Origin of the sequence: Ideonella sp. (genome assembly GCF_041914305.1) — a bacterium.
Classification (GTDB): Bacteria; Pseudomonadota; Gammaproteobacteria; order Burkholderiales; family Burkholderiaceae_C; genus Ideonella.
The window spans coordinates 253,816-277,404 of the sequence record NZ_JAYSDQ010000003.1 but is presented as its reverse complement, the minus strand read 5'-3'; the positions used below and the strand labels follow the sequence as shown (position 1 = coordinate 277,404).

The following is a 23,589-nucleotide window of genomic DNA, read 5'->3' as shown; positions in this document are numbered from 1 at the left end:
CGTGGTCGCCCTTGGCTCTTCAGGCCTCTCGTGGCGGCCCGGGTGCCACCCGGGCCGCTCTCCTCACTTCCAACCGTCTTGCTGCAACACGGGGTCGTCGGTGCCGCCCATGTTTTGCACGACCTTCTTGCCCAGCGTGCCGGGCGATGCCAGCGCGGCGCTGCCGCAGCTGCCGTTGGCCGTCTTCAAGATGCTCCACAGCATCGAGCCGTCGCGCGCATTGCGGTTGGCGTGGTTGCTGTTCTTCACTGCCGTGGTGTAGCGGTTCACCGAGTAGGGCAGGTTCAGCGTCGCGCCATACTGGTTCTGCAGGTTGCGCGAGCCTTCGCACTGCGCGTCGGCGTCGTTGACCACCAGGTTCGCGCCCGACCAGCCCTCGGGCGAGGTCTCCAGCCCGATCGAGACGATGGTCTTGGACGGGAACAGCGTGCGGTAGTCGGTCCACGCGGTCACGCCGTCGTAGTGCTCGTAGCGCGCGTCGTACGACATCACGTTGACCATGTCGAAGCTGGCCGCCACGGTGGGGTAGTTCTTCGCCAGCAGCCGCTCGCGGCCGGCGTTGCCGCCCCAGTACGACAGCTTGCCCGCGCAGTCCGGCATGCCCGAGGTGGCGGCGATGCAGTCTGCACCGGTCGACCAGCCGGCCACCGTCAACCAGCGGCCGCCACCGGCCAGGTCCACCGCCTTGCGCATCGCCTTGCTGGCGTTGGCATAACGGTCGACATTGGCGTCAGCTTCGTAGTCGACGTCCAGGCCGTCGAAGCCCAGGTCCTTCATCATGTTGGCCAGCGCGGTGATGCGCGAGCCCGAGCCTGCCTGGCCTTCGCCGGCCAGCCCGTCCCAGTCGTTGTAGGTCGCGCCGCCCACGGCGAGGATGACCTTCATGTTGCGCATGTGCAGCACGTCGATCGCGGCCTTGATGTCGCTCGGCCGGCCGTTGAAGCTCATGCCGGTGCCCGACCAGCTGTTGACCGCGATGCCACCCCACGAGAAGTTCGGGTTGGCGAACGCCACCATCACGTGGCTGTAGTTGGCGGGGATGCGGGCCAGCTTGCTGAGCGCATAGACCTGGGCCGGCGTTTTGCCGGTGGCGTCGAACCAGTTGTCGCTCCAGCTCGGGTAGTAGCCGGCGTAGGTGCGCGTGTTCTGGTTGGCGCTCAGCGCCTCGGGCGGCAGGTCGGGCGGGGGCGGCGGCGGCGGTGGGGGAGGCGGCGGGGGCGGGGTGCCGCCATCGCACTTGGCGGACTTGATCCACTCTTCACCGCTGCCCTTGGGCCCGTTGTTGGTCGCCGGCTCCTTGTTGAGCGACTTCTTCATCGCCTTGTAGCCGACACCGCTCTCGGTCACCAGGTTGCCCTTGAGGTACTTGTAGTCGCTGCGCCAGGGGTCGCAGGGCTCGGGCGGCGGCGGCGGGGGAGGCGGCGGGGGCGGGGTGCCCGAGCAGGCGTCGATCTGGGTCCAGGGCTGGCCGCTGCCGACCGGGCCGCTGTGGGTGGCCGGGTCCTCGCCCTGGGTCCACCAGTTGGCGATGTAGCTCACGCCGTTGCGGGTGACGGTGTCGTCCTTGACGTAGGCAACGGCCGCATCCCACGGCTGGCAGGCCGGGGCCATGGCCTGCAGGTTGTAGGCGCCGGCGGCGCTGGCGGTGGCCGGCGCCAGCGTGGCGGTGGCCGCCACGGCGGCTGACAAGACGGCCAGCCAGTCCAGGCGACTGAAGCGCCTGGCCGCGCTCTCGGGGTTGTTCATGGCGAATTGCTCCTTTGAGTGAACCCGGTCGGTCGGCTTTCGATCGACTCGGGCAGCAGTCTGCGTCGGGGCTTTCGCCAAGGGGCTCAGTTAAAACCAGTATAGAACCAGTTGAGGCGCCATTGAAGTGTAAAGGGACGTTTCAGGCGAGTGCTGGTGGCTCAACTTTTCACCATTGACCCATGGGAATGGATGGTTTTGTATGACCTCGCACGGTGCGGGTGAGGCGCGGCGGCTGTAGATACCAATAAGAGTCCACTTCGGTGCGCGGCGCGGCCACGCTGGCCGTCGGGCGTAGGCAAGCGCGCCAAGCTTGGGCATCATGCGGCCGGCGCCGTTGCCGCGCGCACCCCCGCAGGAGGATGAGCATGCTGAAGAAGATTGCGATCGTGGTCGTCGTTGCCGTGGCCGCGCTGCTGCTGTTCGCGGCCACGCGGCCCGACAGCTTCCGCGTCGAGCGCAAGGCCACGATCCAGGCGCCGCCCGAGAAGGTGTACGGCCTGATCAACGATTTCCATCGCTGGCCGCAGTGGTCGCCGTGGGAGAAGCTGGACCCGGCGATGAAGCGCACGCTCGGCGGGCCTGACTCGGGCCTGGGTTCGACCTATGCGTGGGAGGGCAACAAGGACGTGGGCGCCGGCCGGATGGAGATCAAAGAGTCGGTGCCGGCGTCGAAGATCCACATTCAGCTCGACTTCCTGCAGCCGATCGAGTCGCACAACCAGACCGATTTCATTCTGAGCGCACAAGGCGGCGGCACCGAGGTGACCTGGGCGATGTACGGCCCGGCCGACTACTTGACCAAGCTGATGGGCGTGTTCGCGAGCATGGACAGCATGGTCGGCAAGGACTTCGAAAAAGGCCTGGCCAACCTGAAGGCCGTGGCCGAGGCGCCCTGACGGCGCCTACTTCGAGCCGAGCAGCACTACCAACGCCCCCGCACCGCCTTGCGGCCCGGGGGCCTGTGCGAAGGCGATCACCTCGCGCCGCTGGGCCAGCCAGCGCTGAACCTTGGCCTTGAGCACCGGCGTCTTGCCAGGCGAGCCATGGCCCTTGCCGTGCACCACCCGCACGCAGCGCCGGCCCTGCTGGTGCGCCTGGCGGATGAAGCTGGCCAGCGCCTCGCGCGCTTCGTCGCGCCGCAGGCCGTGCAGGTCGACCTGGCCCTGGATGGCCCATTGGCCGCGGCGCAGCTTGTTCAGCACGTCGATGCCGATGTCCGGTCGGCGGTAGCTCAGCCCGTCGTCGGTCAGCAGCAGCGTCTCGATGTCGACCTCGTCCGACAGCGCCTCGCGCAGCGCGGCCTGTTCGTCCAGCTCGCGCTGGCGCGGCTCGGGCGTGGGCAGCGGCGTGGTGGGGGCGGCCTTCGGCGCGGCCTTCACCGGTTTGACCGGCCCCACGGCGTGCGCGAACGCATGCCGCTCGCGTTCGCGCCGCGCGGCCTCGGCGGCTTCGCGCGCGCGAATGGCGGCGGCTTCGGCCTGGGCGGCGCGCATCGCGTCGCGCATGGCGCCCAGGTCTTTCAGGCTGTTGGACTTCACGATGGGGTCGATTGTCGCGGCGCGTTTGCGTTCCCTCGTTGGTCGGTTCGGCCGGTTCCGGCACGCCGGCGGTCCGTCGGCCGCCGCTGCAGTGCGTCGCGCGCCACTGGGCGCGACGGGGCCGTGCCTCTACGCTGGCGTTGATTCACCACCAGCGGACCGACACCATGCGTACCTCCACCACATTTCCCACGATGCTGGCCTCGGCGCTGATCGCCGTGGCCGCGTCCAGCGTTTCGGCCGGCGCACTGGCGGCTGGTGCCGGCATCGAGCTCAACGACAAGCTGTCGGTGGCTGATGTCGGCCTGCCCGCGTACCCGGGCGCGACCATCCGGCGCGACAAGGGCGGCGACGGGGACGGGCTGAATCTGGCGCTGTGGGGCGGCTCTCTCGGCTTCAGGCTGTCGCTGATGAAGTTCACCACCGGTGATTCGGTGGACAAGGTGGCGAATTTCTATCGCGATGCGATGGGCCGCTACGGCAACGTGCTCGACTGCACCGGGCCGCGGCCCGCCACCGCCCCACCGGCGGACACGAAGGTCCTGGCCTGCAACAAGGACGACAAGGGCGAGCCGGGCGGCAAGCTCTACAAGGTCGGCACGCCGAACCAGCAGCGCATCGTCAGCATCAAGCCGGTCAGTGGCCGCGTCGAGTTCGAGATGCTCAAGATCGAGGCCAGCCAGTGAGCGCTGCCGTCCTCTGACCAGGGCGCCACCGGGCGGGCGGCAGCTCCCGTCTGTCGCGCCCATCTGCAGTGTGTCGCGCGGCCGCCATGACGCTGCGCCGTGGCACTAAGGTGGCGGACCTCCATCACCGAGAGAGCTGCACATGCGCAATCTGCAACGGGCGGGCGGCATCGCCGCGGGCGTCGAAGCCCTGGCCTACATCGTCGGCTTCGCCGTCATGGCGACATGGCTCAACCCCGGCGACACGCAGGGCTGGACGGCGGCCGACAAGCTGGCGTTCGTGCTGGAGCGCCGGACGCTGTTCGAGCTGTGGACCGTGCTCATCTACGTCGTGGCCAGCAGCGCTTTGCTGGTGCTGGCGGTCGCGCTGCATGAGCGGCTGAAGGAGCGATCGCCCACGATGCAGATCGCGACGCCCGTCGGCGTGATCTGGGCCGGCCTGGTCATCGCGAGCGGGATGGTGTCCATCTGCGGCCTGCAGTCGGTGGCTGCGCTTCAGGCCAAGGACCCTGCACTGGCGGTCTCCACCTGGGTGGCCGTCGGCGTCGTGCAAAACGGCCTGGGCGGCGGCATCGAGATCGTCGGCGGCGTCTGGTCGCTGATGGTCAGTGCCGTGGCCTGGCGGACCGGCGCGCTGCCGCAGGCGCTCAATGTGCTCGGTGCGATCGTCGGCGTGGCCGGCATCCTCACCGTGTTTTCGCCGCTGAAGGATCTGGTGATGATCTTCGGGCTGGGCCAGATCCCCTGGTTCGTTGGTCTCGGTGTGGTGATGCTGCGCGGCGACCGCTCGCCTACAGCAAACCTCGCTCCGCAAAGCTGACCACCTGGCCGACGCCGATCACCAGGTGATCCAGCACCCGCACGTCGACCAGCCGCAGCGCGCTTTTCAGCGACTGGGTCAGGAACTCGTCGGCGCGTGACGGCTCGGCCACGCCCGAGGGGTGGTTGTGGGCCAGGATCACCGCACCGGCGTTCAGGTCCATCGCATGGCGCACCACCTCGCGCGGGTAGACGCTGGTCTGCGTGAGGGTGCCGCGAAACAGCTCGCGCCATTCGATCAACCGGTGCTGGCTGTCGAGGAACAGCACCGCAAACACCTCGTGGCCGAGGCCACCGAGCTGCAGCGCGGCGAAGTCCTTCACCTTGGCGGGTGAATCGAACACCGGCGCGTGGCGCAGCTGCTGGGCCAGCGCGCGGCGCGCCAGCTCCATCACCGCGGTCATCTCGGCCCGTTTGGCCGGGCCCATGCCCTTGACGCGCTTGAAGTCGTCGGCCTTGGTGTGCAGCAGCCCGGAAACACCCTTGAAGCCGCCGAGCAGCTCTTCGGCCAGCGTCAGCACGCCCTTGCCCTTCATGCCGGTGCGCAGCAGCAGGGCCACCAGCTCGGCGTCGGCCAGCGCTGCCGGCCCGTGCGCGAGCAGCTTCTCGCGCGGCCGCAGCGCGGCCGGCAGATCCTTGATCGTCATCTTGTTGCATCCTCCCTCAATCGCCCGGCCGTCATCAGGTGTGCGGCCGGTGCAGGCGTCGCCGAGGATATCAAGCGCCGCCGGCGCTTTCCCTCCCGCTTAAGGGGGTGTCAGCAGGTAGGCCCGCGTCTTGCCCGAAAGCGTGTTCTTGGCGGTGCCGGTCACCTCCCCGGCGTCGTTGATTGCACGCGCGTCCAGCAGCACCCAGCCGGCGGCCCGCGTGGCGTCGTCCAGCAAGGTGTTCATGTCGAGGATCACGCGGTCGACCCACATCACCGCCCGGCTGTCGCGGGGCGTCGGCTTGCGCGTCAGGTAGCTTTGCCCGACGATGACCCCCGCGTCGTTGATGCCCCAGGCATAGCCGTGGTCGCCGGCCAGCGAACCCAGGTCGAACGCGATGTCGTCCACCCACAGGGCTGCGTGGTAGCGGCCTCTGGCGTCCTGGGCGTAGCCGACGATCTGGCCCAGGTCGTTGATGGCGGTGGCGGTGCCATAGGGGCCGCCGAGTGTGCCCAGGTCGGTGACATGGCCCCGCCGCCAACGGGCCGCGTGGATGCGCCCGTCGGCGGTCATCGCCGAGCCGACGATCTTGCCGGTGCTGTTGATGGCCAGCGCCGTGCTGCCGGGGCCGCCGAGCGTGCCGAGGTCGACGATGCCGTCACCCGCCCAGAGGGTGGCGTGGGTTTCCCCGTTGGCTAGGCTGGCTTCCCCGACGACCCCGCCGGCGTTGTTGATGCCGTAGGCGTGGCTGGTGGTGCCGCCGAGGGTGCCCAGGTCGGTGGTGGTGCCGCCTTGCCACAGGGTTGCACGCCATTTGGCGGTGCCGATGGCGGTGCTCTCGCCGACCGCGTCATCGTGCTTGTTGACGGCGAAGGCTCGGCTCGTCACGTCGGTCGGGCCCAGGGCGGTGGCTTTTCCGCGGTGCCAGAGCGTGGCACGCCAGTTCGAGCCACCATCGACGCCGCTGTAGCCGACGACCGCCCCGCGCTGCTGGATGCCCCAGCCGAGGCTGAACGATTTCTCGAGGCTGCCGAGATCGGTGAAGGTGTAGGCCTGAGCCTGGGCTGCGGTGCCGAGCGCGGGCAGCCATGCGGCGACCAGGGCGGCCAGAATCGAAATCGCTATCCGCGTCACGGTCTTGCTCCTCGCTTCAAGGGGGTGTCAGGCGGAAGGCGCGTTCCTTGCCCGTGATCGAGTTCTTGGCCAGCCCGGTGATCACGCCGTCTTCATTGATGGCGCGCGCTTCGAGCAGCACCCAGCCCGCGGCGCGCGTGGCATCGTCGAGCCAGGAGTTGAGGTCGATGATCAGGCCGTCGCGCCACAGCGTGGCCCGGCGGTCCTTCATGTGGTTGTGATTCGTCGTGTGGCTGTAGCCCACCACGGTGCCCTCGGCGTCGATGCCCCAGGCGAAGCTGTTCCGGCCTTCGCCCAGGGTGCCCAGGTCGATGGCGACGCCGTCGTGCCACAGCGCGGCATGGGTGGTGAAGTAGGCGGGGACTTCGCTGTAGCCGGCCACCCAACGCCTGCGGTTGATCGAGGTGGCCTGGCTCGTTTGGCCGCCGAGCGTGCCGAGATCGATGAGGTCACCGTCCGCCGTCCAGAGCGCGGCATGCGGCACGTTGCCGGGGGCATCGGCGTAGCCCGCAGCGTCGCCCAGGGCATTGACGGCGTTCGCCGAGCTGTGGACGCCGCCGAGCGTACCCATGTCGAAAGGCTGCCCACCGGTCCAGCGCGTGGCGTGGTAGGCGGTGTTGCCCGCCAATGCGCTGTAGCCGACGATGTGGCCGGCGTTGTTGATCGCATTGGCCCCACCGAGGTTGCCGCCGAGTGTCGGCAGCAGCGCCGCGGTGCCTTCCTGCCAGAGCGCGGGGTGCCATTCGTCGATGGTCACCCCGGTGATCACGCCGTCTTCATTGAGCCGGTTCACGCCGCTGGCGATGCTGGCCACGCCCAGTTGGTGAAGGTCCAACGGCGCGTTCCGTCGCCACAGCATGGCGTGCGAGATGTGGGCGTCTTCTGGGTGGCCGTAGCCAACGATGGCCCCATGGCCGTTGAGGTCGCGTGCGATGCCGTCGGTGCCACCGGGGCCGTGCAGGGCGGTGAAGTGGTAGGGGGTCTGGGCGGCCGCGCCCAGGCTGACGGCGCACAGCAGCCCAGCGAACAGCGCCAGAACCCGGCGACGGCGACTCGGGGTCGACGACAACATGAGTACTCCTCGAAAGCGCGGCGCTCGGCGCACTGCCTTGCCCAATGTGAACCCGTCGCGCGCAGGTGCCTTGCGCCAGCGCAACTGTGGCGCGCGTCGCCCAGGTCGGCCGGCTTCCAGGTGCGCCCGCCGGCTGAGTGGGCCGGTAAAATCGTTTGGTGAATACCGTCCGACAAGGGTCGTTCCTGACCCTCCACTACCGGCTCGCCGGCCCCGATGGGGCCGACGTGGTCACCACCTTCAACGACCAGCCGGCCACGCTGTCGGTGGGCGCCGGCCAGCTCGCGCCGGCCATCGAGCAAAAGCTGATCGGCCTGGCAGAGGGCACCGAGGCCACCTTCGTGCTCGCGCCGGGCGAGGCTTTTGGTGAGCGCAACCCCGAGATGCTGCAGCGGGTCAAGCGCAGCCTGCTGGCTCAGCATGGCGACCCCGAGGCCGAGTACAGCATCGGCGATGTGGTCGAATTCCCCACCCCCGACGGCACCGGCCGCTTCGCCGGCGTCGTGCGCGAATGCGGCGACGACTGGCTGCTGTTCGATTTCAACCACCCGCTGGCGGGCCAGGCCGTGACCTTCCAGGTCCGGCTGATTGGAGTGCTTTGATGGCGATTCAGCCGCATGAGGTGTTGCTGGCCGAGCCGCGCGGCTTCTGCGCCGGCGTCGACCGCGCGATCGAGATCGTCGAACGGGCATTGACCAAGTTCGGCGCGCCGATCTATGTGCGCCACGAGATCGTGCACAACACCTACGTGGTGAACGACCTGAAGGCCAAGGGCGCGATCTTCATCGAAGACCTGGCCGACGTGCCGCCCGGCGCGACGCTGGTCTTCTCGGCCCACGGCGTGCCCAAGGCCGTGCGCGCCGAGGCGGCCCAGCGCGGCTTCCAGGTCTTCGATGCGACCTGCCCGCTGGTCACCAAGGTGCACGTCGAGGTCGCCAAGCTGTCCAAGGAAGGCTACGAGTTCATCATGATCGGCCACAAGGGGCACCCCGAGGTCGAGGGCACGATGGGCCAGCTGCATCAGGGCATCTACCTCGTTGAAGACGTGGCCGACGTGGCCACCGCGCCGGTCACCCGGCCCGACAAGCTGGCCGTGGTGACGCAGACCACGCTGAGCGTGGACGACGCGGCCGAGATTCTGGCGGCCGTGAAGGCGCGCTTCCCGCAGGTGCGCGAGCCCAAGCAGCAAGACATCTGCTACGCCACGCAAAACCGGCAGGACGCGGTCAAGTTCATGGCGCCGCAGGTCGACGTGGTCATCGTCGTCGGCAGCCCGACCAGCTCGAACAGCAACCGCCTGCGCGAGCTGGCCGAGCGCCTGGGCACGCCGGCCTACATGGTCGACGCGGCCGAAGACCTGCAGGAAAGCTGGCTCGACAACCGGCCGCGCGTGGGCCTGACAGCCGGCGCCTCGGCCCCCGAGGTGCTGGTCAACGCGATCGTCGAGCGCCTGAAGGCGCTGGGCGCGCTGGCGGTGCGCAAGCTGCCGGGCGTCGAAGAAACCATCCAGTTCCCGCTGCCGATGGGCCTGGGCGACAAGTCGATGGCCGAGTTCTCTTCGTCTCGATCCTGACGGCGGCTTCGCAACCCCCTGCGACAGGCGCCCATGAGTCTCATGCGGCGCCTTTCTTCGTTTTGGCACCTGGCATCACGCCGCCCTGCGACCTGAGCCTGCACCGCAAACCGGCGAGCCGGTCTGTGGCCTTCCTACAATCCGCCCCAGTTTCGCGAAAGAGATCACCATGCTCGACATCACCCTGCTGCGCAAAGACCTCGACGCCGTCGTCAAGCGCCTCGAAACCCGCAAGACCCCGCAGCCGTTTCTCGATGTGCCGGCCTACAGCGCGCTCGAAGCCGAGCGCAAGCGCCTGCAGATGCGCACCGAGGAGTTGCAGGCCCAGCGCAACAGCCTGTCGAAGCAGGTCGGCATGGCCAAGGGCAAGGGCGAAGATGCGTCGGGCCTGATGGCGCAGGTGGCCGGCATCGCCGACGAGCTGAAGAGCGGCGCCGAGCGGCTCGAGGCCCTGCAGGCCGAGCTGTCGCTGATGCTGATGAGCATCCCCAACCTGCCGGACGACAGCGTGCCGGTGGCGGCTGACGAGACCGGCAACGCCGAGGTGCGCCGCTGGAGCCCTGACGACAAGGGGCCGCGCGTTTTCGATTTCCCGGTCAAGGACCATGTGGACCTGGGCGCGCCGCTGGGCCTCGATTTCGAGACCGGCGCCAAGCTGAGCGGCTCGCGCTTCACCTTCATGAAGGGCCCCGTCGCCCGCCTGCACCGCGCGCTCGCCCAGTTCATGCTCGACGTGCAGACGCAAGAGCACGGCTACACCGAGTGCTACACGCCCTACATCGTCAACCGCGAGATCCTCGAGGGCACCGGCCAGCTGCCCAAGTTCAAGGAAGACATGTTCTGGGTGCTGCGCGGTGGCGACGAAGAGCAGGCCGAGCAGTACCTGATCTCGACCTCGGAAATCTCGCTGACCAATACCGTGCGCGGCGAGATGCTGCAAGCCGACCAACTGCCGATCAAGTTGACCGCGCACAGCCCCTGCTTCCGCTCGGAGGCCGGCTCGGCCGGGCGCGACACGCGCGGCATGATCCGCCAGCACCAGTTCGACAAGGTCGAGATGGTGCGCATCGAGCATCCCGAGCACAGCATGGCCGCGCTGGAAGAGATGACCGGCCACGCCGAAGCCATCCTGCAAAAGCTCGTCCTGCCGTACCGCACCATGCTGCTGTGCACCGGTGACATGGGGTTCGGCTCGGTCAAGACCTACGACCTCGAAGTGTGGCTGCCGGCGCAGAACACCTACCGCGAGATCAGCTCGTGCTCGAACATGGGCGCGTTCCAGGCGCGCCGCATGCAGGCGCGCTTCAAGAACGCGCAGGGCAAGCCCGAGCTGGTCCACACGCTCAATGGCTCGGGCCTGGCCGTGGGCCGCACGCTGGTGGCCGTGCTCGAGAACTACCAGAACGCCGACGGCTCGATCACCGTGCCCGATGTGCTGCGCCCCTACATGGGCGGGCTGGCCGTGCTGAAGGCCGCGTGACGAGCGAGTTCACCGATGGCGCCGAACTGCGCAGCCGGCTCGATGCGCTGACGACGATCGAGCGCGACCTGCTGGCCGCGCTCGCGTTGGGGGCAGCACCCCGGCCACGTGATTGGGTGGCCGAGTTGTTGGCCGCACCGGGTGTGCGCGAGGCCGCAACCGTGCGGCCAACGCTCGACAGCGTTCGCTCTGGCCTGCAATCGCTGCAGCAGGCCGGTTGGATCGAATCCAGCGAACGCAAGCCCGGCTTCTGGGGCGTGGCGGCGCCCGCGTTGCCCGTGGTCTACGAGCGGCTGCTGCGCCGGGCCGAGACCTCGCTGCTGCGAAGCGCGCTTGCGCGGGCCGACGGCTACCCCGCGCTGGCGGCGGCCGGCCGCATCACCGGCGAGCGCATCCCCAGCATCGAGGCCAGCTTGGCGCTGGTGCGGCTGGAGCTGCTGAGCGGCGCATCGCCCGACGCACTGCAAGCGCTGGACAAGCGCATGCCATGGGGTGTCCAGACCGACACGCTGATCGAGCCCGCGCTCGCCTACTGCCTGGACGACGCGCTGTTCGAGCGCCTGCACCCGCACTGGCAACGCGCCCAGCTGCAGCGCGCGTGGCACGAGTGGGTCAGCGTCTGGCTGCCCCCCGAAGCCTGGGACCTGCAGGCCTGGACCGAGAAGCTGCTCGCGCGCAGCGGCCCGGCCGACCGTGGCGCTGAACTGCTGCGCTGGGCCTACGGCGACTACCTGCTGGCCACCGGCGACACCACGCGCCTGGCCACGCTGATGCCCTTGGCCGATGGTGGTGAGGTGCCGGTGCCGGCTGAGCACCTGGCCGTGCGCTCCGCCTACCAGGCGGCGATCGCTGGGCAGGATGGCCGCTGGGCCGAGGCCGAAGCCGGCTTCGACGCCGCGCTCGCCACTTTGCGACAGGCCACCGGCAAGCGCCGCGAGCTGTTGCCGCCCACGCTGGGCATGGCCTACGTGCTGTGCCTGCTGGCGCAGTACACACCGGCGACCGATGCCAAGGCCTTGAAGTACGCCTTGGCCGAAGGCGGCAAGCGCGAGCCGGTGCTCGACGGGCCTTTCGGCTTCGCCGCGCTGGCGATCCTGATCCAGCAGGGCGAGGCGCCGCGCCAGCTGCAGCCCTTCCAGCCTGCCCGCTACACCACACCCAAGCACGTCTCGCCGCTGGACTACTGGCGCTGGCAGATGCGCGCGTGGTTGAAGCAGGGCGCCATGCCGGAGCCGCTGCTGCCGGCCGAGGCCGATGCGGCCGCGCGTCTGAAAGACAAGTTGCGCGCCGCCGGTCTGACCCGTCTCGAAGCCGAGTTCGACGCGGCCATGCAGGTGTTGGCCGGCGAACGCGCGCCAGCCTGGTTCTTCGTGCCCGGCACGCAAGAGCCTTGGCAGGCGGCACTGGCCGCACTGGGCGCCGTACTGCAGCCAACCACCGACGGCACCACGCCGGCGGCGACAGAGGCCGCGCCGACCCGCCTGCTGTGGCTGCTCGATGTTGATGCCGATGGCCGTGTGCTCGACCTGGTCCCGCACGATCAGAAGCAAGGCGCCCGTGGCTGGGGCAAGCCGAAGGAAGCATCGATCGCGCGCCTTCAGCAGAGTGCTGAAGCGCTGGCGCCGTACGACGCGGCGGTCGCGCGCACGATCCGGCAAGAGGCTTATGGCCGTGCGCATCGGCTGGACCTGGCCGCTGCGGTGGCCGCGCTGGTCGGCCATCCGGCCGTGGCCTTTGCCGATGCGCCGGAGCAGATCATTGAGCTGACCGAAGCCGGCCCCGAGCTCGATGTGGTGCAAGAAGGCGAGATGCTGCGTGTGCGCATGCTGCCGCAGATGAACATCGGCCACGACGCCGCTGCGCCGCGCTGGGCCGGCAGCGCCGCTGAGCAAAAAGAGCTCGACGCGCTGCGCCTGATCTGCGTGCTGCGCGAGTCGCCGCAGCGGGCACAGCTGGTGCGGCTGACACCGGCACAAAAGCGTGTCGCGCAGCTGCTGGGCCCGAATGGGCTGGAGATCCCTCGCGAAGGCGCCGCGCAACTGCAGCAGGTGCTGGCCGGGTTGGGCACGCACTTCCGCATCCATGCCGACGACAGCGCGACCGCGCAAGCCGCGCGCGAGCTGCCTGCCGACGCGCGCCTGCGGGCCGAGCTGACACCCGTCGGCACCGGCTTGCAAGTGCGCATCGTGGCCGCGCCTTTCGGCGCCGACTACCGCGCCGACGGCCCGCGCTTGGTGCCCGGCCGCGGGCGCGCGCGGGTCGTGGCGACGCTGCGCGGCGAGACGCTGGGCGTGCAACGCGACCTTGCCAGCGAGCAGGCAAATCTCGAAGCCGTGCTCGACGATTGCCCGATGCTGCCCGTGCCGGCGCCGGGCGCGCCGTGCGAGTGGCAGATCGACGAGACCGACGCCGCGCTCGCGGTCGTCGAGGCCCTGCACCGCCTGGCCGGTGCGGTGAGCCTGGATTGGCCGCAAGGCCGCGCGATGCGCGTCGAAACGGCGGGGCTGAACCAGCTGGCGTTGAACGTGCACACGCGGCAGGAATGGTTGGCCGTGCAGGGTGAGCTGAAGGTCGATGAAGGTCTGGTGCTCGGGCTGCAGCAGTTGATTGGCGCTGCGGCAACGAAGAACCGCTTCATCCCCCTGGGCGAAGGCCGCTACCTCGCGCTGACGCAAGAGCTGCGCGAGCGCCTGGGCGACCTCGCCGCAGTGGCCGAGGCCCAGCGCGCCAACGCCACGCTGGCCGCCCTGCGCATCCCGACAGTCGCTGCGCCGTGGTTGCAGCAGGCGCTCGAAGGCACGCAGGTCGAATTCGACAGCGAGTTCGCGGCGCGCCTGCAGCGGCTGGACGAAGCGCGCACCCTGGTGCCCAAGCTGCCCGCCAACCTGCAGGCCACGCTGCGGCCCTACCAAGAAGAAGGCTTCGAATGGGCGATGCGCCTGTCGCATGCGGGCCTGGGCGCCTGCCTGGCCGACGACATGGGCCTGGGCAAGACGCTGCAGGCGCTGGGCGTGCTGCTGGCGCGAGCGGGGCAGGGGCCGGCACTGGTGGTGGCGCCCACGTCGCTGGTGGGCAACTGGCGCGCCGAGGCGCTGCGCTTCGCGCCGTCGCTCAAGGTGCAGGTCTATGCCGAGGGCGGCCCGCCGGGTGAGCGCGAGCGCCTGATCGACGAGGCGCTCGCCGGCACGCTGCTGCTCGTGTCCTACCCCTTGCTGCAGATCGACGCCGAGGCCTTTGCCAAGCGCGAGTGGGGCACGCTGGTGCTCGACGAGGCGCAGGCCGTCAAGAACGCCGCGGCCAAACGCAGCCAGGCGGTGTTCGCGCTGAAGGCGGGCTTTCGCCTGGCGCTGTCGGGCACGCCGGTGGAAAACCGCCTGGGCGAGCTGTGGTCGATCATGCGCGCCTGCAACCCGGGCCTGCTGGGCAGCGCCGCGCGCTTTGCCGAGCGCTTCGCCGGCCCGATCGAGCGCCAGCGCGACAAGCATGCGCAAAAGCAGCTGCGGCGCCTGATCGCGCCCTTTGTGCTGCGCCGGACCAAGGCTCAGGTGCTCGACGACCTGCCCCCCCGCACCGAGCTGGTCTTGCGCGTGCAGCCCGACGAGACCGAAGCCGCGCACTACGAGGCCCTGCGGCGCGACGCGCTGATCGCCGCCGAACGCGCGATGGAAGGCGACGCGCCCGGGCAGGCCCAGCTGAACGTGCTGGCCGGCCTGACCCGCCTGCGCCGCGCCGCTTGCGACCCGCGCCTGGTCAGCCCGCACCTGAGTGCCAAGGGCGCCAAGGTGCAGGCCTTTGCCGAGCTCGCGACCGAGCTGGTCGCCAACGGCCACAAGGCGCTGGTCTTCAGCCAGTTCGTCGACTTTCTGACGCTGCTGCGCGAGCCGCTCGATGCGGCCGGCATCCACTACCAGTACCTCGACGGCAGCACGCCAGCGGCCGAGCGCATGAAACGTGTCGACGCGTTCCAGGCCGGCGAGGGCGAGCTGTTCCTGATCAGCCTGAAAGCTGGCGGCTTCGGCCTGAACCTGACGGTGGCCGACTACGTGGTCATCGCCGACCCGTGGTGGAACCCGGCCGCCGAAGACCAGGCCAGCGGCCGTGCGCACCGCATCGGCCAGCTGCGCCCGGTCACGGTCTACCGCCTGGTCAACCAGGGCACGCTGGAAGAAAAGATCCTCACGCTGCACCGCGACAAACGCGAGCTGGCCGACCTGCTGCTCGAAGGCGCAGACGGCCCGGCGCGCCTGCCGCCCGCCGACGAATTGCTCGCGCTGATGCGCGCCGACGACGACCGCGCCGCAATCTACGAGTGAGCCTCAGGATCTGGGCTAGAATGCGCGGCTTCACCCAGTGACCACGGGTGCCAGAGAGTTCAGGAAAGGTGGCAGAGTGGTCGAATGCACCGGATTCGAAATCCGGCATACGGGTCCTCCCGTATCGGGGGTTCGAATCCCCCCCTTTCCGCCATAGCAGTAGCAAAACGGGCCTTCGGGCCCGTTTTTGCTTTGTACCCATCTCCAGAGTCCATCGTTCGGGCTAGTGCTTGGCGACGAGCCGGAAGACCCGCCGCTCTAAGCTTGAGGCATGAACACCGCGCCTACAGCGGATGACCGATAGGGCTTGCCTTGGTCGGTGCTTCGTAACTAGGTGCCCAGACGCTCAAGACGGGATTGATGAAACTTCCTTCCAAATCTCGTCTTCTGACAACGTGAGTTCCGATCGGATCTTGTTCATCCGATCGGTGTACCGACGAATGGGCTTGTACACCCAGCCGTCGTCTCCCTTGAATCTTTCAACCACGCCGCGCTTCATGAGCAGTTTGATGATCGCGTCGGCCAGTTTGGGGCTGTACTTTTGACCATAGCCACCTTTGAGAAGCGCAGCCTCCTCGCGTCCGGCCCCAGGCTGAAAGAATATCTTATGCACGATTGCCAGAAAGAGCTTTTGTGCCGGCGTTAGAGGGCTCTCTTTTATCCGAGAAGCGTTGGACATCCGGTCGAACGTCACTACTTCCGTATCTCTTATCCAGGATGGGAGTCCAGACTGCGCGGAAACGCCCGCAACTGTTGAAACTATGCAGCCATCTATAACGAAATTGTCCTCATCACTGATCGGCGATCTGTCCAGTATTAGGAGTTCCATTTCCGACTCTCTTATTACTAGGTTTGAGACCTTTCGATTGCTCAGATTGAGAATGGGGAGGACTGATCGATTCAAAGTTAACGATCTAAAATCTAGTGGTTCTTCGCCGAAGAAGCATAGGGCGGCAACAATCTCCCCGAGTCTTTTTGAGTTTTGGCTGTTGCCAAATTTTCGAAGATAGGCGAAGCAATGCTGATCCAAATCGTATGCTCGGATCATTTGCGCCGCGTGAAGCGTTCCATGCACGCTCAATGACTGAATCCACTGGGATGCCCCGGAGCCTTCGGACATGGAGACAACATCTCCCAGAAGAGCGTCGGCCCTGAGTACATCTAGTACGTTGGGATCGATAAACTGGCGGTCTGGAGATTCAGGTTCAATTCTACCCAGGGTGCACATCCTAGCGAGGAGTTGGCGTCCGCTTTGGTCCGGAACTGAGCCCACCACCAATTGATATGCCGAATCTATATCGGTAGGGGTTAGTCGACCAGCAAAGCTCCTGGAATAACGTGTTTTTGCAGCTAGGAACTGAAGGATGAGTTGAATGGTTTGGGGGGCAATGGAGTCCCCAACGCCTTTCGACTCCCGTCGGCAAATGGCGTAAATAAAGGCTGCCCAGAATTCGAACTGCCCGTACTCGCGACTCAATAGATATTCTGTGTCGTCTTTGTCGAGTTCCACTAGCATTTGAAATACAAGTGGCTTTCGCGGGAGCCAGTCCGGCAGACTAACAGTAATCCCCAGTGCGTTGAGGTATTGACTACCTTCGACTGCGGAGAAGGTCTCCGGCACCTCCAGGCAAGCTAGATCGTGAGACTGCAAGAGCCCGAGGCTCTCTATCATCTCTTCACTGCTGTCGAAGAAGTGGGAGCGACCGGTTATGAGGACTCCTGCCTTGGATTTATGTATTAGATCCCTAACCCCCTGAATTGCTCGCTTTCGCAGCGTCTTTCTGTCTTCAATTCGGGTGTCGTGAATTTGCGTGCCTATTTCGTCGAAGCCGTCAAGTAGGAGTATCAAGTGGCCGGAGTTCAACAACCTCATGACGTTGTCGACGGAATTCCCGAGTCCGACATTCCCAAGGTGACCAGCGACGATTTCGAGTGCGCTGGAACTACTCCAGTGATCTCGAAGATTGATGGCTAACGGGAATGCTGCTGAACCTCTTATGTCGCCACTGAGAAGGGTGTATATTTCGCGAACACACCGACTCTTTCCGGTTCCGTAGTCGCCTGAGAGAATGACATGAGAGCCTCGCTGGAGCATGGCTCGTATGTCCTGGATTCCGTATCTCTTATCCCTTGTGGGGTCGATGTATTTGACTTGAATAAATTGACGAGTGTCATTTGCTCCAGTTTTGGAATCGACGGCGCTGCCGAATGGCAAGTCTTTCCTGAGTGCATGATAACTCTTGAAGTCAAAAAAGGCTCGCTCAAAATCGCTTGCCGAGCAGACAGTTATGTGGCTCTTGCTTCCCGCTTCGACCATGCTGTCGGTGGGGTCCGATTCGAGAACAATGAATGCCCTGCATATTAGTCCCTGGGTTGCCAGTCGGATTTTCGTTGGAAGAATCTTGTTAAGGTCGTCTCTAACCTTTTGCAGAGTTCGCTCTTTCGTGATCTCAATGATTACGATTTCGTCCGCCGTAACTCGGCAAACTCCGTCGAAATCCACGCCGTCGAGATGCTCCGGTTTGCAAGGTGCAGCCCAACGTAGTGTTGCGACGCCGCGAACGTGGTCTTCAAGCGATTTCCAGGTTGACGCCATGGCAGTTTGCAGAGGAAGCCAGATGAGGCGCCGATGCTAACTGCGCAAGTACCGGGAGCGCCAACGTTGCACACACTGACGGTGTGGGCGTGTCGATTGACAAAACCTAGCCAGGTACGCCGTCAATGGCTCAAAGCCCCGCATGTCGGGGCTTTGTTGTTTCTGGGGCTGTTCGTCGCCCCCTCAACTTCCGCGTCTGTCCTCCAGCAGGCCGACATACAGCCCGGCGGCCCCCCCGTACCGTGTGGGCTTGTGGCCGGTTGACGCCGTTGAAGCACCCGGCCACTCGACGATGTCTGCAGGTCATGCGCTACGGCCGTGACACGTCGATGGTCCGAAGCAGTGTGGCGACGCATCCATTTCAAGTGGCCGGCCGATCGCGCCGAGGCCACGACCCCCACCCATGAACCTCGTCTCCCCGCCGCCCACCACGCTCTCGATCAGCGATGCGCAATTGAAGGCGCATTGGATGCCGTTCACCGGCAACCGCCAGTTCAAACGCGACCCGCGGCTGCTGGTGGAGGCCGCCGGTTGCTTCTATGTCGACGCCGATGGCCGCAAGGTCTTCGACGGGCTGTCGGGCCTGTGGACCTGCGGTCTCGGGCACGGTCGGTGCGAGATCGTCGACGCGGTGTCGCGCCAGGTGGCGCGGCTGGACTACGCGCCGCCTTTCCAGTTCGGCACGCCGCTGTCGTTCCAGCTGGCCGAGCGCCTCGTGCGGCTGATGCCGGCGGGGCTGGACCATGTCTTCTTCTGCGGCTCGGGCTCCGAGGCCGCAGACACCTCGATGAAGATGGCGCGTGCGTACTGGCGCCTGAAGGGCCAGCCCGGCAAGACCCGCTTCATCGGGCGCGCCAAGGGCTACCACGGCGTCAACTTCGGCGGCATCAGCGTCGGTGGCATCGCGGGCAACCGCAAGCTCTATGGCGAAGGTGTGGCGGTGGACCACCTGCCCCACACGCAGCTGGCGTCCAACGCCTTCAGCCGCGGCCAGCCCGAGCACGGCGTGTACCTGGCCGACGAGCTGCTCGAGCTGATCGCGCTGCACGATGCGTCGAACATCGCGGCGGTGATCGTCGAGCCTTTCTCGGGCTCGGCCGGCGTGATCGTGCCGCCCAAGGGTTACCTGCAGCGCCTGCGCGAGATCTGCACGCAGCACGACATCCTGCTGATCTTCGACGAGGTCATCACCGCGTTCGGCCGCACCGGCGCGTGGACAGGGTCCGAGGCCTTCGGCGTGACGCCCGACATCGTGAACATCGCCAAGCAGATGACCAACGGCGTGATCCCGATGGGCGGCGTGGTGGCCAAGGCCGAGATCCACGATGCGTTCATGGCGGCGGCCGGCACGGACCACCAGATCGAGTTCCCGCACGGGTACACCTACTCGGCCCATCCGGTGGCCTGCGCCGCCGCCCTGGCCACGCTCGACCTGCTGGCACGCGAGGACGCGCCGGCCCGCGTGCGTGCGCTGGCGCCGGCCTTCGAGGCGGCGGTGCACAGCCTGCAGGGCGCACCGCACGTGACGGACATCCGCAACTTCGGCCTGGCTGCCGGCATCACGCTGGCCGCGGCGCCCGGCGATCCCACCCGCCGCCCGTTCGAAGTGGCGATGCGCTGCTGGCGCAAGGGCTACTACGTGCGCTTCGGCGGCGACACGATCCAGCTCGCGCCGCCCTTCGTCAGCGAGCTTGGCGACATCCAGGCGATGGTGCACGCGCTCGGCGCCGCTCTGGCCGAGCAACCCTGATGTCTTCTCCCATGCGACAGACTGTCTTCGAACGCCTGGCTCCCGGCGCCCAGGTGATCCATGCCGCGCTGGAGGGCAGCATCAACCGCCCGTTCTGGCTCGACGATGTGGCGGACGAGCGGCCGAGCTTTCCCCGGCTGAAGGGGCCGCAGCATGCCGACCTGGTGATCGTGGGTGGCGGCTTCCTGGGGCTGTGGACGGCCATCCTCGCCAAGGAGCGAAGCCCCGCGCGCAGCGTGGTGCTGCTCGAGGGCCACACGATCGGCTGGGCGGCCTCGGGCCGCAATGGCGGCTTCTGCGACCACAGCATCACCCACGGCGAAGAAAACGGCCGCACCCGCTGGCCCGAAGAGTTCGACCAGCTGGAGGCCCTGGGCCACCAGAACCTGGACGAGATCGAGGCCACGATCCGGCGCTATGGCATCGACTGCGATTTCGAACGCACCGGCGTGCTGACGGTGGCGGTCGAGCCCTACCAGGACGAGGCGCTGCGCGGCGAAGGCTACCTGAGCGCCGAGCGCATTCGCGCCGAGGTCGACTCGCCGACCTTTCTGTCCGGCCAATGGCGCCGCAAGACCACCGCGATGATCCACCCCGGCAAGCTGGTGGTGGGCCTGGCGCGCGTGGCGCGCGATCTCGGGGTGCGGCTGTACGAACACTCGGCTGCCACCGGCCTGCAAGAGCTGCCCGGCGGCATGCGCGTGCGCACCGAGCAGGGCAGCGTCGAGGCCTGGCGCGTGGTGCTCGCCACGAACGCGTTTCCGTCGCTGCTGCGGCGTTACCGCTTCCACACCATCCCGGTGTACGACTACGCGCTGATGTCGGCGCCGCTGAGCGCCGCGCAGCTCGCGTCCATCGGCTGGAAGAACCGCCAGGGCATCGGCGACATGGCCAACCAGTTCCACTACTACCGCCTCACGCGCGACAACCGCATCCTGTTCGGCGGCTACGACGCGGTGTACCGCTTTCGCGGCAAGGTCGACCCGAAGCACGACGAGCGCCGCGAATCGTTCGAGCGCCTGGCCAGCCACTTTTTCACCACCTTCCCGCAGCTGCAAGGCTTGCGTTTCACGCACCGCTGGGGCGGCGCCATCGACACCTCCACGCGCTTTTGCGCCTTCTTCACCCAGGCCTGCGGCGGCAAGGTGTCATACGCCGCGGGCTTCACCGGGCTGGGCGTGGGCGCCACCCGGTTCGCTGCCAACGTGCTGCTCGACAAGAGCGACGGGCTGCAGACCGAGCGCACGCGGCTGCGCATGGTGCGCGAGGTGCCGATGCCGTTTCCGCCAGAGCCGCTCACCTACCCGACGGTGCAGGCCGTGCGCTGGTCGCTGAACCGTGCGGACCATCGCGATGGCCGGCGCAACCTGCTGCTGCGCACGCTCGATGCCCTCGGCCTGGGCTTCGATTCCTGAACCCTTCTCTTGACCATTGACCATGAGTGACTACTTTCGCCTGTTGGCCAACCACTGCGTCGACGCGGCCCGGCTGACCCTGGCGTACCGCACGCTGCCCGCGGAGCAGACGGTCTCCGGCACGCCCCGGGTGGGCACCGCCGAGCTCGCGCAACTGGGTGACTGCGCGATCGGCGTGTGGGAGATGTCCCCCAGCGTGAGCACCGATGTGGAGATCGACGAGTTCTTCATCGTGCTGTCGGGTGAGGCCACCGTCACGTTCGCCGATGGCAGCGCGCCGCTGCACTTGAAGGCGGGCAGCCTCGGTCGCCTGGCCCCGGGCACGGCCACCACCTGGACGGTGACCGAGACCCTGCGCAAGGTCTACATCGCCTGACCGAAACAGCGTGCCAATGACCATCCACCAGAACTTCATCAACGGCCGCTGGCAGGCCGCCGTGGGCGGCGCCACGCGCGAGGTCATCAACCCCGCCAATGGCCAGGTGATCGGCATCGTCACCGACAGCCAGGCCGAAGACACGCGCCTGGCCATCGCCGCTGCGCGGGCGTCGTTCTACGGCCGGGGCGAATGGCGCCGCATGAGCGGCCCGCGCCGCGCCGAGCTGCTCTACCGCGTGGCAGATGCCGTCAAGGCGCGTGCCGACGAGCTGGCCGAGCTCGACACGCGCGACAACGGCAAGCCCTTGCGCGAGGCCCGCGCCGATGTCGACGATGCGGTTGCCTGCTTCAGGTACTACGCCGGCCTGATCGGCAAGCCGCAGGGCGGCGTCTACGAGGTGGGCGATGGTTTCGGCCCGATGCATTCGTTCGCGATGCACGAGCCCGTGGGCGTGTGCGGCCTGATCACGCCGTGGAACTATCCACTGCTGATGGCCACCTGGAAGCTCGCCCCCGCGCTTGCGGCGGGCAACTGCGTGGTCTTCAAGCCCAGCGAGATCACACCGCTGTCGGCGGTGGCGTTGTTCGAGATCTTCGAGCAAGTGGGCCTGCCCGCGGGCACGGCCAACCTCGTGCTCGGCACCGGCCCGGCCGCCGGCCACGAACTCGCCCTGAGCCACGATGTGGACATGCTCACCTTCACCGGCAGCACCCGCACCGGCCAGATCATCGCGTCGGCCGCGGTGGGCAACCTGAAGAAGGTGGGCCTGGAGCTGGGGGGCAAGTCGCCCAACATCATCTTCGCCGATGCTGACCTGGAAGGCGCGGTCGAGTGGGCCATGATCGGCGTGTTCTTCAACCAGGGTGAGGTCTGCTCGGCCGGCTCACGCATCCTCGTCGAGCGCGGCATCGCGGAGCGCTTCGTGGCACGGCTCGCCGAGCGCGCCAACGCGATGACGATCGGCGACGGCATGGGCAACCCGGACATCGGCGCCATCGTCTCGCAGGCCCAGCTCGACAAGGTGCTGGCGCACATCGAGCGCGCCAAGGCTCAGGGCGCGCGCCTGGTGTGCGGTGGCGAGCGCTACACCGAGGGCGGCTGCGCGCAAGGCTTCTTCGTGCGCCCCACGGTGTTCGATGGATGTACGCGCGAGATGGACATCGTCCGCGAAGAGGTGTTCGGCCCGGTCGTGGCGGTGCAGACCTTCACGACCGAAGCCGAGGCCATCGCGATGGCCAACGACACGCCCTACGGCCTGGCCGGCGGCGTGTTCACCACCGATGGCGCGCGGGCGCTGCGGGTGATCAAGGAGCTGCGCGCAGGCGTCACCTGGATCAACTGCTACAACCCGACGTTCAACGAGGCGCCCTGGGGCGGCTACAAGATGAGCGGCTACGGCCGCGACCTTGGGGTCAACGGCCTGCTGGAATACCAACAGGTCAAACAGGTGAGCATCAACCTGCAGCCGGGGGTGGTGGGCTGGTACCGGAACTGAGGTGCAGATCGTCGTCGGCTTCGGTAGCATGGGCCATGCCGACCGCCGACCACGAACCCAGCCGCCACCTTCTGCCCGGCTTCGACGAGCTGGTTCGCCTCACCCGGGCGCTCGGCCACCCGGAGTTTCCGCAGTTCCTGTGGGCGTTCTTCAACGCACGTGTGCCCGTGGCGTGTCTCGAGCTGTGCTGCCACACCCGCAACACGGCCCGCACCAAGATGGTCAACATCGAATGGCTGGGCACGGCCTCGGGCGCCGGCTACCCCGATGACGACCTGGAGCAGGAAGCCAAGACCTACCTCGAGAGCCACTGGCACCTCGACCCGCTGATGCCGCTGGTCATCGGGCTCGAAGGGACGCGGGGCCACCAGATCACCCCCGACCAGGTGCGCACCGAAGAAGCACGCCAAGAATGGTTCGACGGTGGGCTGGTGCCCGAGCACTACGCGATCTGCGAAGCCTTCGGCGACTTCATCTACGTGCTCTATTTCATGCGCACCGCGCAGCAGCCGCCGTTCAGCGAAGAAGAGCGAGCCGCCCTGCACCACATGGCGGACTTTGCATTGCCGCTGCTGCGCAACCACGCCGAGATCCTGCCGGCGCGGCTGAGCATCCTCGACCACAACCCGACCCTGCGCAAGCATCTCACCCGCCAGCTCGAACGCCACGGCGTCGAGCTGTCGCCGCGCGAGTTCGACGTGTGCCTGGCCGTGCTCTCGGGCAAGCCGCTGGCGCAGATGGCCGACGACCTGGGGCTGCAAGCCTCGTCGGTCAAGACCTACACCGCCCGTGCGTTCGAAAAGATCGGCGTGAGCGGCAAGGGCGAGTTGTTCAGCTGGTGCTTCACGTCGCCAAACCCCTGAGGGGCTGCCGGGCTTCGGGATAGGCCGGCGCTGGCCCTGCAAGGGGGCCGACGCAGGGCGCCGGTGAGCATAGCGCCACC

General features: G+C 67.3%; 18 protein-coding genes and 1 tRNA gene. 13 read left to right on the top strand and 6 right to left on the bottom strand.

Going from position 1 to position 23,589, the window contains the following annotated elements; genetic code table 11:
• Positions 1-63 precede the first annotated feature (63 nt).
• On the bottom strand, positions 64-1,746 hold the full coding sequence (locus ACE3SG_RS05955; protein WP_374563125.1) for a glycosyl hydrolase family 18 protein: 1,683 nt from the start codon (positions 1,744-1,746) through the stop codon (positions 64-66).
• A gap of 368 nt (positions 1,747-2,114) precedes the next feature.
• Here ACE3SG_RS05955 and ACE3SG_RS05950 point away from each other — a divergent pair, with 368 nt between their 5' ends.
• Positions 2,115-2,645 carry an SRPBCC family protein gene (locus ACE3SG_RS05950; RefSeq protein ID WP_374563124.1) on the top strand — a complete coding sequence of 177 codons (531 nt, stop codon included), beginning with the start codon at positions 2,115-2,117 and terminating at the stop codon, positions 2,643-2,645.
• Between the two features lie 6 nt (positions 2,646-2,651).
• Here the strand turns inward: ACE3SG_RS05950 and ACE3SG_RS05945 are convergent, their stop codons facing one another.
• Complete coding sequence (locus ACE3SG_RS05945; RefSeq protein WP_374563122.1) at positions 2,652-3,287, bottom strand: Smr/MutS family protein; 636 nt, start codon at positions 3,285-3,287, stop codon at positions 2,652-2,654.
• A gap of 167 nt (positions 3,288-3,454) precedes the next feature.
• Between ACE3SG_RS05945 and ACE3SG_RS05940 the strand changes: the two genes are divergently transcribed.
• Together ACE3SG_RS05940 and ACE3SG_RS05935 are read left to right on the top strand one after the other, a co-directional pair.
• Positions 3,455-3,973, top strand: coding sequence for a hypothetical protein (locus tag ACE3SG_RS05940; RefSeq protein ID WP_374563120.1), 519 nt, complete (start codon positions 3,455-3,457; stop codon positions 3,971-3,973).
• A 142-nt stretch (positions 3,974-4,115) separates the two neighbouring features.
• Positions 4,116-4,793, top strand: a complete 678-nt coding sequence (locus tag ACE3SG_RS05935) for a DUF4386 family protein (protein ID WP_374563118.1) — start codon at positions 4,116-4,118, stop codon at positions 4,791-4,793.
• On the opposite strand, the gene radC is transcribed toward ACE3SG_RS05935, so the two are convergent.
• The 3 genes from radC to ACE3SG_RS05920 form a co-directional block, all read right to left on the bottom strand.
• Complete coding sequence (radC, locus tag ACE3SG_RS05930) at positions 4,765-5,439, bottom strand: DNA repair protein RadC (RefSeq protein WP_374563116.1); 675 nt, start codon at positions 5,437-5,439, stop codon at positions 4,765-4,767. The genes ACE3SG_RS05935 and radC overlap by 29 nt on opposite strands.
• Positions 5,440-5,538: 99 nt before the next feature.
• Entirely contained in the window at positions 5,539-6,573 is a 1,035-nt protein-coding gene (locus ACE3SG_RS05925; protein WP_374563113.1) for a hypothetical protein, read from the bottom strand.
• Between the two features lie 16 nt (positions 6,574-6,589).
• Complete coding sequence (locus ACE3SG_RS05920) at positions 6,590-7,645, bottom strand: hypothetical protein (RefSeq protein WP_374563111.1); 1,056 nt, start codon at positions 7,643-7,645, stop codon at positions 6,590-6,592.
• 158 nt (positions 7,646-7,803) lie between these two features.
• On the opposite strand from ACE3SG_RS05920, the gene ACE3SG_RS05915 reads away from it, so the two are divergent.
• From ACE3SG_RS05915 to ACE3SG_RS05895, 5 genes are all read left to right on the top strand, one after another.
• Positions 7,804-8,247 carry a peptidylprolyl isomerase gene (locus tag ACE3SG_RS05915; RefSeq protein WP_374563109.1) on the top strand — a complete coding sequence of 148 codons (444 nt, stop codon included), beginning with the start codon at positions 7,804-7,806 and terminating at the stop codon, positions 8,245-8,247.
• Positions 8,247-9,218: a 4-hydroxy-3-methylbut-2-enyl diphosphate reductase gene (gene ispH / locus ACE3SG_RS05910; protein WP_374563107.1), complete on the top strand. Its 972-nt coding sequence runs from the start codon at positions 8,247-8,249 to the stop codon at positions 9,216-9,218. Before ACE3SG_RS05915 ends, ispH begins: the two co-directional genes overlap by 1 nt.
• Positions 9,219-9,387: 169 nt before the next feature.
• A complete protein-coding gene (serS, locus tag ACE3SG_RS05905) occupies positions 9,388-10,698 on the top strand; it encodes a serine--tRNA ligase (protein ID WP_374563104.1) in 1,311 nt (436 codons plus the stop codon).
• Positions 10,695-15,011, top strand: a complete 4,317-nt coding sequence (locus tag ACE3SG_RS05900; RefSeq protein ID WP_374563102.1) for an SNF2-related protein — start codon at positions 10,695-10,697, stop codon at positions 15,009-15,011. Before serS ends, ACE3SG_RS05900 begins: the two co-directional genes overlap by 4 nt.
• Before the next feature lie 62 nt (positions 15,012-15,073).
• Positions 15,074-15,165: transfer RNA gene (locus ACE3SG_RS05895), tRNA-Ser, on the top strand.
• A 192-nt stretch (positions 15,166-15,357) separates the two neighbouring features.
• On the opposite strand, the gene ACE3SG_RS05890 is transcribed toward ACE3SG_RS05895, so the two are convergent.
• Positions 15,358-17,607: an NACHT domain-containing NTPase gene (locus ACE3SG_RS05890; RefSeq protein WP_374563099.1), complete on the bottom strand. Its 2,250-nt coding sequence runs from the start codon at positions 17,605-17,607 to the stop codon at positions 15,358-15,360.
• A 403-nt stretch (positions 17,608-18,010) separates the two neighbouring features.
• Between ACE3SG_RS05890 and ACE3SG_RS05885 the strand changes: the two genes are divergently transcribed.
• Genes ACE3SG_RS05885 through ACE3SG_RS05865 form a run of 5 tightly spaced genes read left to right on the top strand, consistent with a single transcriptional unit; the run spans position 18,011 to position 23,509 of the window.
• Positions 18,011-19,357 carry an aspartate aminotransferase family protein gene (locus ACE3SG_RS05885; protein WP_374563096.1) on the top strand — a complete coding sequence of 449 codons (1,347 nt, stop codon included), beginning with the start codon at positions 18,011-18,013 and terminating at the stop codon, positions 19,355-19,357.
• A gap of 11 nt (positions 19,358-19,368) precedes the next feature.
• Positions 19,369-20,772, top strand: a complete 1,404-nt coding sequence (locus tag ACE3SG_RS05880; RefSeq protein ID WP_374563095.1) for an NAD(P)/FAD-dependent oxidoreductase — start codon at positions 19,369-19,371, stop codon at positions 20,770-20,772.
• A gap of 22 nt (positions 20,773-20,794) precedes the next feature.
• A complete protein-coding gene (locus ACE3SG_RS05875) occupies positions 20,795-21,148 on the top strand; it encodes a cupin domain-containing protein (RefSeq protein ID WP_374563093.1) in 354 nt (117 codons plus the stop codon).
• A gap of 16 nt (positions 21,149-21,164) precedes the next feature.
• A complete protein-coding gene (locus tag ACE3SG_RS05870) occupies positions 21,165-22,646 on the top strand; it encodes an aldehyde dehydrogenase family protein (RefSeq protein WP_374563091.1) in 1,482 nt (493 codons plus the stop codon).
• Between the two features lie 35 nt (positions 22,647-22,681).
• Positions 22,682-23,509, top strand: a complete 828-nt coding sequence (locus ACE3SG_RS05865; protein WP_374563089.1) for a helix-turn-helix transcriptional regulator — start codon at positions 22,682-22,684, stop codon at positions 23,507-23,509.
• Positions 23,510-23,589: the final 80 nt, after the last annotated feature.